We start from the raw sequence: 9,490 nt of genomic DNA, 5'->3' as shown, positions 1-9,490 counted from the left end.
GTGGGCGATACAGCGGCAAATGCCAGCAGGACAGAAAGAAGGGCAGTGCGAAGTCTCATGGCGAAGTCTCCCGGCCGCAACAATGATTTGACCGCAAGGATCGCCCCCGTCGCCGGATCGTTCGTGGCTTGAACGAGTCAGGACGGTGGCATTCTTCCCCCGATCGTGACCAAATCCGGGCAGACAGAAAGGGTTTTGTTACAGTTTGGCAAGTCTCCCTGCGACCAAAAGGCTCATGCCGACGACAAGGATGCTTTGCATCGGCCTTCGGCCGGCGGCCGTTTGGGCCAAAACGGGCTAATCGATCTCGTCCTTCGGTCGCACCCAGGGCTCGCGCAGCGCGGCGGCGGTCCATTCCGCCCAAGCCGGCAGCGCCATCACGGCATCGAGATAAGCTTGGGTCTGCGCGCCGACCGGCACCGCGTAAGTGTGCAGGCGAGAGACGACCGGGGCATACATCGCATCCGCCGCTCCGAAGGCCCCGAACAAAAATGGCCCGCCCTCGCCGAACCGGCTGCGACAATCGGCCCACATCGCTTCGATCCGGCGGACATCGGCCATGGCCTCGTCCGGCATCGCCACGCGCTTGACCGGCCGGTGCATATTCATCGGGCAGGTTCGACGCAGGGGCAGGAATCCGGCGTGCATCTCCGCCGCAACCGCCCTCGCCCTCCCCCGTGCGGCGGGGTTGGCTGGCCAAAACTGCACGGCCGGGAATTTCTCGGCGAGATATTCCAAGATGGCCAGCGACTCCCACACCTCGATGCCATCGTCCACCAGCACCGGCACCTTGCCGGTGCCGGAGATTTTCGACACCTGCGTCCTGAACTCTGCCGTATCCAGCGGAATGACGATTTCCTCGAACGCGATCCCGGCCACCTTCATGGCGATCCAAGGGCGAAACGACCACGACGAATAATTCTTGTTTCCGATAACCAACGTGAGCGGCAACCCACCACCCTCCCTCTTGCGGCATTGGACGCAGCGGCATCATCCCGTCGGCGTGGTCGTCCGCAGCGTTATCGCGTCGATTTCACACACGCCGCCACCACCTCGACCTTGGCGGTGGACCGGGGCGAACGGCAGAGCGCGCTATGTTCGGTGGGATAAACCGCCTGAGCACGTCCGACACCGCAATGCGCAGTCAGCAACACTTCGTCGGACTCGCATTGGGCCGTGCAATTGCCCGTCGTGCATTCGATACGCACGATCCGGATGCCGGCATCACCCGCGCGCCCCTGAGGACCGGGTGGCCCCGGAGGTCCACGTTCGCCGGGCGGACCGGGCGGACCGGGCTGCCCTGGCCGCCCCGCAGCCTCGGGCCCGCCGACAAAGCCCATCGGTGCCGCAGTCGCGGGCGCGGCCGCCACCTGCGGCGCGTCGCCCCGAAGAAGCACAAGGCCAAACGCGACAACGAAGCCGATCAGGCCGAAGACCCCGAGCCCGCCGAGAAGCCATAGCTCCGGTGGCCGCGGCCGTTTGCCGGGCATGGTTTCGGAATGAGATTGCTCGCCGTCACTCATATCGCACCCGCACGATCAGCACCCCCGCCGGCCCCTGGCAGCCCTGCCAAATCTTGTCATGCCTTGGGTTTGGCCGGCTCAATCGGCCCGCCCGCATCGCGCCACGCGCCAAAGCCGCCGCGAATATGAGCAACCGGCTTCAATCCCATGCGCTGCGCCGTCTGCGCCGCCAGCGCCGAACGCAGACCGCCCGCGCAGAAGAACACGAACCTCTTGTCCTGTGCGAATTGCGGCTTGTGATAATGCGTGGCCGGGTCGATCCAGAACTCCAGCATCCCGCGCGGGCAATGGAATGCGCCTGGCACCCGACCTTCACGCTGCAATTCGCGAATATCGCGGATGTCGACCAGCAACACGTCGTCGCGGCCGTGCAATTTGATCGCCTCCTCCGCCGATAGCGTCTCCACCTCGCGTTCGGCCGCTTCGACCAGCGCCCCGGCGCTGACGGTGATGGTCTGTGGCATTGTCGTCTCCGTTCCATCGAATGGTGGCAGAGCCGCCGCTGAAACACCAGCACCGGGGATGACGGCACCGAGCACCTTGAATGCGGCAGCCGATGGTGTGAGGCTTTACCGCCATGCCGCTCTTTTCCACGCTCGATCTGGTTGCGGTTGCCTGGTTCCTCGGCGCCTGGGTGACGTATTCCGTTACCCTGACGCTAACCGGGCGACGACGGCGCGGACTCAACCTCGAAATGAACGGCTATCGCGATGTCTGGATGCTTCAGATGCTGGGGCGCGAGATGCGAATGGTCGATGCCCAGATCGTCGCGGCTCTACAGAACGGCACCGCGTTCTTCGCCTCGACGTCGCTGATTGCCGTCGGCGGCGCGCTCACCTTGATGCGTTCGACCGATGAAATCCTGCAGGTCATCGCGGCCCTGCCGTTCGGCATCCGCACAACGCCGGTGCAATGGGAAGCCAAGACCATCGGGCTGGCGATCATCTTCGTCTATGCATTCTTCAAATTTGCCTGGTCGTATCGTCTCTACAATTACGTAGCGATCATGGTCGGAGCAACGCCGCCCGCGCGTGACAAGGAATCCGCCGAGGCCATTGCCCATGCCGAACGCACCGGCCGGCTGTGCGCAGTTGCGGGCCTGCATTTCAACCGCGGGCAGCGCGCGTTCTTTTTCGCGCTCGGCTATCTTGGCTGGTTCGTCAGCCCCTGGCTGCTGATCGTCACCAGCATCGTCGTCGCGGTGGTGCTGTGGCGGCGGCAATTCGCCGGCGACTCGCGCCACGCGCTCATTGGCGACTGACCATCCGCTCAGGACCGCGGTCCGGGAAACAACGCCGATGAACGTCCGGTGAGCCAATAAGCCACAAGGCCGATCCATTCGCGCACGGCGACATCCGTTCGCGCCAACCCTCCCGCCACCGCCTGGAACGGCTTGAGCAGGTCTTGTCGGCCAGCCGTACGCCAATCGACCGGATACGGCTCGACCGCGAATCCGACTTTCCGGAAGCAACCAACCGCACGCGGCATGTGATAGCCCGACGTCACCAGCAGCCATCGCTCGCCGGGCTTCGGATGCAGCAACTCCTTCGCGAACACCGCGTTCTCGTAGGTGTTGCGCGACACTTCTTCTGTCTCGATGCGCTGCCCGGCAACGCCCAGGCTCTCTAGCAGAGGACGAGCCAACACCGCTTCGCTTGGCGCACGTCCCACGAGGCTCGCGTCGCCGCCGACGAATACGATTCTTGCCAGCGGGAAACGCTTGGCGAGCGCCGCCGTCGCCGTCATGCGCTCCGCCGTCTCGTTCAATTCCACCGTGCCGCGCTCGCCGGAGAGTTTGGGAACGATCGCACCACCCAGCACGATGATGCCAGTCGGCGGGGCGTCACTGAAAGTCCAGGCCGGAAAACGCTGCTCGAGCGGCAAGATCAGCGCGTTACCGAGAGGGGATAGCCCGGCCACCGCCAACAGCAGCACCGCCACGACCACGAGACTCCGGCCGCAGCGCGCCCATCGCGTCGCCATCAGAATCACGCCCCCGAGCGCGACGACGATCAACAGGTTCGAGGGAGAAGCGAGAAACCCGATCGTCTTCGATAGGACGAAGAACATCGGCTCGTCAGGCCGGGGTCAAGCCAAGCCGCTCGTCGCGGCGGCGCAGGTATCGCACGAACGGGATCGACAACAGCACCATCCAGGCCTTGCCCACGATCTGCCCCAGCACGAAATCCAGGGAACCGAACGCCAGCCATAGGAAAATAACAGAATCCACCGCGAGCCCAACGAGGCTCGAAACCACCACCGCCGTGACCAGCCGCCGCCGCGCCAGCGGCGTATAGACCGCAAGATCGGCGAACTCCGACAGCAGAAACGCCACGCCCGACGCCACGACCAGTGACGGCGGAGCCACCGCTGCCGACAACATTGCGCCCGCGACCACCGCCGCAGCCGAATAACCCACGCCGAGCCGGCGCTGCACCAGGTCGCGCAGCACCAGCGCGACGCCGATCATCAGCACACCGGACGGCGCCATCAATCCGGGCAGAACCGGGATAAGGCAAAGCCCGTCCCCGGTGCAGACACTGCCAACGTGACCGATCATCCAATTGGCAATCGGAATGGTCAGGCCGAAGGCGGCCAGGAATGCAAACCCCTCGATCTGCCGGCGCTTATCGCTATTCATCGTCTTTCCCGAATAAAACGGGCGAAGCCCTCCGCCCGCAACTTGCAGGCCGGGCACGCTCCGCAGCCATAACCCCAATCGTGGCGATGCACCCGATCGCCGAGATAGCAGCTATGGGTCGCCTCGATCACCAAATCAAGCAGCGGCTCGCCACCGATGTCACAGGCCAGCGCGAATGTCCCCGCCTTATCGACCCGCATCAGCGGTGTATGAACGGTGAAATCGCGCTCCATCCCGAGATTGAGCGCAACCTGCATAGCCTTGATGGTTTCGTCGCGGCAATCCGGATAGCCGGAATAGTCGGCCTCGCCCATTCCGGCGACCAGATGCTTCGCGCCGCGGCGGTAGGCCAGCGCCGCGGCAAAGGCGAGAAAGATAAGATTGCGGCCGGGTACGAACGTCGTCGGCAGACCGTTCTCCGCGATCTCGATCTGCATATCGCGGGTGAGCGCCGTCTCCGACATGGCGGCGAGCGCGTCGAGTTTCACCACATGATCGTTGCCGAGACGGGCAGCCCACTCACCGCGCAAGCGCGCCATGCGCTCGCGCAACGTGGGACGGACGGCAAGCTCAACCGCATGACGTTGGCCATAGTCGAAACCAATCGTTTCAACCCTGGCGAAGTGTGTCAGCGCCCAGGCGAGGCAGACGGTGGAATCCTGCCCGCCTGAGAACAGGACGAGCGCGGTATCGGGACTGGCGGTCATGGCGGCGGATGACTACAACATTTCGGGCGTGCCGCGCGACCGCTGTCGCACAGCAATCTGTCCACTGTCTTATTCGCCTATTTTCATGGGGGAGGTTTATGTCCGAACCGGGCGGCGCGCGCGGCATCATTGCCGTCGATAAAATGGACGGAAAGGTGCTGTTCCTCAACCCCACGACCTACGAGACCGAGGTCGTGCTCGACGGATTTCCACGCAACGTTCATGAACTGCTGGCGCTGCCGGAAACCGGCCTCGCCTACGTGCCGATCTTCGGCGACGGTATCCACGGCCGCAATCCCAACCCGCAACACCTGGTTTGTGTATTCGATCTCGGCAAGCGGGCCCATGTCGCCACCATCGACACCCGCCCCTACATCGCTCCGCATACGCCCAAGCTTGGGCCGGACGGCCTGATCTACATCACCTGCGAGAACAGCGCGGTCGTCGCCGTGATCGACCGAAAGACCAACGCGGTGGTGGAAGCCCTCGACACCGGCTCCACCAATGGCCACCGCCTCATCATTTCGCCGGACGGCTCGCGCCTCTACACGGAGAACGAAGAGGACGCCACGGTGTCGGTGATCGATCTGCCCAAGCGCAAGCTCCTCGGCAAGATCGCAACGCCGCGCCCGCTTGCCGGCATCGCCATCTCCGCCGACGGCCGGACCCTGGTTGCGGTCGATGACGCCGAGCCGGTGCTGTTCCTGATCGACGCCGAGGCGGGCCGCATCCGCGAGGAAGTGCGGCTCGAAGGCGTACCCAAGGCCGCGCAGATCGCCCGCTACGCGCCAGACAACAGCATCATCGGCGTCACCAGCCTGACCAGCGACACGGTGAGCCTGATCGACCCGTCGTTCCGGCAGCAGACCGCCATCAAGGTGGGCCGGCAACCGATGGACATGGCGTTCCACGGCGACGAACTGTTCATCGCCTGCCAGGGCGACGGCTCGGTGCATGTCATCGACGTGCCGAACAAGCGGCACAAGCGCAGTTTCGCCGCTGGCGTCGGTTGCGAGACGCTGGCGTTCTTCTAATCGCCGTTCAACTGACGATGCGGCCGTGGGGGCTCGCGAGCGCAGCGATTTCCTTCATCTCGGCCGGCGTCAGTCGAAAATCGAAAATCGCCGCGTTCTCCTTCAGCCGCTCCACACGGCTGGTCTTCGGGATAACGATGATGGACTGCTGCACCAGATAGCGCAGGCTGACCTGCGCCGGGCTCTTGCCATGCGTTTTGGCGATCCGCGCCAGCACAGCATTGCTCATGACCTTGCCGCGCGCGACGGGGCTGTAGGCCGTGACCGACAAGCTGGCTTTACGGCTCGCGGCGATCGTCCGCGACTGGTCGAGAAACGGATGAAGCTCGATCTGGTTGTTAATCAGCGGCTCGGTTGAAAGCTTCACCGCCTCCGCGATCAACGCGGCGTCGAAGTTCGACACGCCGATGTGGCGCGCCACGCCCTCACGCTTCATCTTGCACAGGGCTCCGATGGTTTCCTTCAGCGGAATGCTTGCGTTCGGCCAATGGATCAACAGCAGATCGACGCTGTCGAGCTTGAGGTTCTTCAAGCTGTCGTGCGCCGAGCGCTCGAAGTCGCGCGCCCGCAGATCGCTGGACCAGACCTTGGTGGTGATGAACACATCATCACGCCTGACGCCCGAGGCGCGCAGCCCTTCGCCCACCTCCTCCTCGTTGCGATACATCGCCGCCGTATCGATATGGCGATAGCCGAGCCGCAACGCCTCGTCGACCATGCGCGCGCAGCTTTTGCCGCGCAGATCCCAGGTGCCAAGCCCAAGGAGCGGAATGCGGGCGCCGCCCGCTTCGACGGTTTCGGTCATCACACACCTTGCCTGATCGAGCCGACCACATGACAGCGCCCGGATGGGAGCATCCGGGCGCGGCACAAGCAAACCGTTCGACGGTTCAGAGCGATTTCGGCCCGAGGACTGAAAACGCCACGTCCGGAGCCTGATCGAGCAACTTCAAAAGTGCCCGCGCCGGGCCGCGCGGATGGCGCTTGCCCTGCTCCCAGTTGCGAACCGTCTCAATTGGTACGCCGATGCGGGCCGCAAACTCCGCCTGGGTCAGGCGCGTTTGCGAGCGGACGCGGCGGGCGTAGCCGGCATCGACCTGAGGCGGCCGGTCGGGCGCAATCGAGGGCGATAGAATATGGGCGTCCGCCTCCGGCGGCGTGGGCGGCAGCGCGCGCTCGCTGCCGTCGGCAAGGATTTCAACCAGACGGCCATCGGCCTTCAATCGCACCCGCATCATCGAAGCCTCCTCTTTGGGCGCTTCTTTTGGTGGACTGATTTGGTTAACGGCACATTAATATTCGGCCGACGAGCCAGTGGTGCGGCAGCCGACCGGGCCGCCGACCGCCAAGCCAATGGCCCATTGACGCTAGGGCGCGGTGCGCCCGCTCACGCGGTCTTCTCGAAAATCTCGCGGCCGATCAGCATACGGCGGATTTCGCTGGTCCCCGCCCCGATCTCATAGAGCTTGGCATCCCGCAGCAAGCGCCCGGTCGGATAGTCGTTGATATAGCCGTTGCCGCCCAGGCACTGAATGGCGTCCAGCGCCACCTGCGTGGCCCGTTCGGCGGCATAGAGGATCGCGCCTGCCGCATCCTCGCGCGTCGTGCGTCCTTCATCGCAGGCGCGCGCCACCGCATAGACGTAAGCCCGTGCGGCATTCAGCGACACATACATATCGGCCACCTTGCCCTGCATGAACTGGAACGATCCGATCGGCCGGCCGAACTGCTCGCGCTCATGCACATAAGGGATCACGACATCGAGCGCCGCCTGCATGATGCCGAGCGGCCCCGCCGCCAGCACGGCGCGCTCGTAGTCGAGCCCCGACATCAGCACGTTAACGCCACCGCCCTCCGCGCCGAGCACGTTGTCCTCGGGCACCTCACAGTCCTCGAACACCAACTCGGCGGTGTCGGAGCCGCGCATGCCGAGCTTGTCGAGCTTGGGCGCGGCGGAAAAACCCTTCATCCCCTTCTCGACCAGAAAAGCGGTGATGCCGCGCGGCCCCGCCGCGAGGTCGGTCTTGGCATAGACCACAAGCGTGTCCGCCACGGGACCGTTGGTGATCCAGAATTTCGACCCGTTGAGGATGTAGCGGTCGCTCTTCCTGTCCGCGCGCGTTTTCATCGACACCACGTCGGACCCCGCGCCTGCCTCCGACATGGCCAGCGCGCCGACATGCTCGCCCGAAATCAGCTTCGGCAAATACTTCCGGCGTTGCGCATCGCTGCCATTGCGCCGGATCTGGTTAACGCACAGATTGGAATGCGCTCCGTAGGACAGGCCGACCGACGCGGAGCCGCGCGAAATCTCCTCCATCGCCACACAATGGGCGAGATAGCCCAGGCCCGCGCCGCCATATTCCTCCTCGACAGTGATGCCATGCAGGCCGAGCGCGCCCATTTGCGGCCACAAGTCCCGCGGAAACGTGTTCGTCTTGTCGATCGCCTCGGCCCGCGGCGCAACCTTCTCATCGACAAACCGTCGCGCGGTCGCGCGCAGCATGTCGATATCTTCGCCGAGGCCGAAATCCAGACCGTGCCAGACGTTGGATGTCATGCGCATATCCCGGCCGCCGTTGCAGACGGCGTTGTCACCGCCGGCATTATAAATCGGATCGGGCGGCGGATGCAGGGTTACATCACGGCGGAGCGCACCGCCGCGGGCCGCACGTTCGGCGTTCTGGCTGCGGCAACAAGGCGGTCCAGCGCCTCGCGCGGAGCAGGACGGGCAAACAGATAGCCCTGCATTTCCTCGCAGCCCGCGAGGCGCAGCAGCACACGCTGCTCTTCCGTCTCGACCCCCTCGGCCAGGAGCGTCATGCCGAGCGCCCGACCGAGCGCCACGATGGCCTGCACCAGCGCCAAGCTATCGGCGTTGCGCCCCAGCGGCTCCACGAAGCCTTTGTCGATCTTCAGCTTGTCGAACTTGAACCGCTGCAGATAAGTGAGACTGGAGTAGCCGGTGCCGAAATCGTCGAGCGCAAGCCGCACGCCCAACGCCTGCAAGGCATCGAGCCGCTTCTTGGCCTCCTCCGGGTCGTCGATCAGCACGCCTTCGGTCACTTCAAGCACCAGCCGCGAAGCCGGTATGCGGTGCTGCGCCAGCATCCCCGCCATCGCATCGACCAGGCGCTGGTCACGGACCTGGACCGGCGAAAGGTTTACGGCGATCGACAGGTCGGGCCACCGTGCCGCATCCTCGAGCGCGCGGTGCAGTACAAACTCGCCGAGCTGCCCCATCAGCCCGCAACGCTCGGCCGCCGCCACAAAGCGGCTCGGCGGGATCGGACCGCGCTCCGGGTGGGTCCAGCGCAACAGCGCCTCCGCGCCGATGATCCGCGAGCCATCCGCGCTGACGATGGGCTGATAATGGACGTCAAGCGCAGCACGCCCGCCGTCGATATCGTCAAGCGCGCGTTTCAATTCGCGCTCGAAGAACCGGCGGTTCTCAAACTCGACATCCATCGCCGGCTCGAAATGCAGCACGCCGCCGCGCCACTTCTGCTTGGCGGCCCGCAAGGCGAGATCGGCCCTGCGGCTTAGCTCATCGCGGTTGCGGCCGTCATACGGCGCGTGGGCAAG

The 9,490-nt window shown here is 64.7% G+C and carries 12 protein-coding genes; 2 read left to right on the top strand and 10 right to left on the bottom strand.

Translation table 11 applies throughout. The annotated features are described in order from the left end of the window. Positions 1-297 precede the first annotated feature (297 nt). The 3 genes from VN004_RS05990 to VN004_RS05980 all read right to left on the bottom strand — a co-directional run bounded on the left by VN004_RS05990 (position 298) and on the right by VN004_RS05980 (position 1,987). Positions 298-951, bottom strand: coding sequence for a glutathione S-transferase family protein (locus tag VN004_RS05990; protein ID WP_325607984.1), 654 nt, complete (start codon positions 949-951; stop codon positions 298-300). Between the two features lie 68 nt (positions 952-1,019). Then, positions 1,020-1,490 (bottom strand): hypothetical protein, encoded by a 471-nt coding sequence (locus VN004_RS05985; RefSeq protein WP_325607982.1) that lies wholly within the window; start codon positions 1,488-1,490, stop codon positions 1,020-1,022. Between the two features lie 89 nt (positions 1,491-1,579). Beyond that, complete coding sequence (locus VN004_RS05980; protein ID WP_325607980.1) at positions 1,580-1,987, bottom strand: rhodanese-like domain-containing protein; 408 nt, start codon at positions 1,985-1,987, stop codon at positions 1,580-1,582. A 113-nt stretch (positions 1,988-2,100) separates the two neighbouring features. On the opposite strand from VN004_RS05980, the gene VN004_RS05975 reads away from it, so the two are divergent. Beyond that, positions 2,101-2,784: a DUF599 domain-containing protein gene (locus VN004_RS05975; protein ID WP_325607978.1), complete on the top strand. Its 684-nt coding sequence runs from the start codon at positions 2,101-2,103 to the stop codon at positions 2,782-2,784. 8 nt (positions 2,785-2,792) lie between these two features. On the opposite strand, the gene VN004_RS05970 is transcribed toward VN004_RS05975, so the two are convergent. Genes VN004_RS05970 through queC form a run of 3 tightly spaced genes read right to left on the bottom strand, consistent with a single transcriptional unit; the run spans position 2,793 to position 4,871 of the window. Continuing rightward, the gene (locus VN004_RS05970; RefSeq protein ID WP_325607976.1) at positions 2,793-3,593 is read right to left on the bottom strand and encodes a YdcF family protein; all 801 of its coding nucleotides are present in this window, start codon (positions 3,591-3,593) and stop codon (positions 2,793-2,795) included. 7 nt (positions 3,594-3,600) lie between these two features. Beyond that, a complete protein-coding gene (locus tag VN004_RS05965; RefSeq protein WP_325607974.1) occupies positions 3,601-4,164 on the bottom strand; it encodes a VUT family protein in 564 nt (187 codons plus the stop codon). Next, positions 4,161-4,871 (bottom strand): 7-cyano-7-deazaguanine synthase QueC, encoded by a 711-nt coding sequence (queC, locus tag VN004_RS05960; protein WP_325607972.1) that lies wholly within the window; start codon positions 4,869-4,871, stop codon positions 4,161-4,163. The genes VN004_RS05965 and queC overlap by 4 nt, the downstream gene beginning before the upstream one ends. 98 nt (positions 4,872-4,969) lie before the next feature. Here queC and VN004_RS05955 point away from each other — a divergent pair, with 98 nt between their 5' ends. Continuing rightward, positions 4,970-5,905, top strand: coding sequence for a hypothetical protein (locus VN004_RS05955; protein ID WP_325607970.1), 936 nt, complete (start codon positions 4,970-4,972; stop codon positions 5,903-5,905). Between the two features lie 7 nt (positions 5,906-5,912). On the opposite strand, the gene VN004_RS05950 is transcribed toward VN004_RS05955, so the two are convergent. From VN004_RS05950 to VN004_RS05935, 4 genes are all read right to left on the bottom strand, one after another. Continuing rightward, positions 5,913-6,710 (bottom strand): aldo/keto reductase, encoded by a 798-nt coding sequence (locus VN004_RS05950; protein WP_325607968.1) that lies wholly within the window; start codon positions 6,708-6,710, stop codon positions 5,913-5,915. An 85-nt stretch (positions 6,711-6,795) separates the two neighbouring features. Then, on the bottom strand, positions 6,796-7,143 hold the full coding sequence (locus tag VN004_RS05945; protein ID WP_325607966.1) for a helix-turn-helix domain-containing protein: 348 nt from the start codon (positions 7,141-7,143) through the stop codon (positions 6,796-6,798). 149 nt (positions 7,144-7,292) lie between these two features. Continuing rightward, on the bottom strand, positions 7,293-8,465 hold the full coding sequence (locus VN004_RS05940) for an isovaleryl-CoA dehydrogenase (protein ID WP_325607964.1): 1,173 nt from the start codon (positions 8,463-8,465) through the stop codon (positions 7,293-7,295). Between the two features lie 77 nt (positions 8,466-8,542). Next, positions 8,543-9,490, bottom strand: a 948-nt coding sequence (locus VN004_RS05935; protein ID WP_325607962.1) for an EAL domain-containing protein, incomplete at its 5' end; no start/stop codon positions are given.

This window comes from Pseudorhodoplanes sp. (assembly GCF_035565855.1).
GTDB lineage: Bacteria > Pseudomonadota > Alphaproteobacteria > Rhizobiales > Xanthobacteraceae > Pseudorhodoplanes.
The sequence above is the reverse complement of the archived record's forward strand: the minus strand, read 5'-3'. Positions and strand labels throughout refer to the sequence as shown.

Coding starts and splice junctions, on each gene's coding strand:
- VN004_RS05985 (WP_325607982.1), bottom strand. CDS start 1,490: ATGCCCGGCAAACGGCCGCGGCCACCGGAGCTATGGCTTCTCGGCGGG.
- VN004_RS05980 (WP_325607980.1), bottom strand. CDS start 1,987: ATGCCACAGACCATCACCGTCAGCGCCGGGGCGCTGGTCGAAGCGGCC.
- VN004_RS05975 (WP_325607978.1), top strand. CDS start 2,101: ATGCCGCTCTTTTCCACGCTCGATCTGGTTGCGGTTGCCTGGTTCCTC.
- VN004_RS05970 (WP_325607976.1), bottom strand. CDS start 3,593: ATGTTCTTCGTCCTATCGAAGACGATCGGGTTTCTCGCTTCTCCCTCG.
- VN004_RS05965 (WP_325607974.1), bottom strand. CDS start 4,164: ATGAATAGCGATAAGCGCCGGCAGATCGAGGGGTTTGCATTCCTGGCC.
- queC (WP_325607972.1), bottom strand. CDS start 4,871: ATGACCGCCAGTCCCGATACCGCGCTCGTCCTGTTCTCAGGCGGGCAG.
- VN004_RS05955 (WP_325607970.1), top strand. CDS start 4,970: ATGTCCGAACCGGGCGGCGCGCGCGGCATCATTGCCGTCGATAAAATG.
- VN004_RS05950 (WP_325607968.1), bottom strand. CDS start 6,710: ATGACCGAAACCGTCGAAGCGGGCGGCGCCCGCATTCCGCTCCTTGGG.
- VN004_RS05945 (WP_325607966.1), bottom strand. CDS start 7,143: ATGATGCGGGTGCGATTGAAGGCCGATGGCCGTCTGGTTGAAATCCTT.
- VN004_RS05940 (WP_325607964.1), bottom strand. CDS start 8,465: ATGACATCCAACGTCTGGCACGGTCTGGATTTCGGCCTCGGCGAAGAT.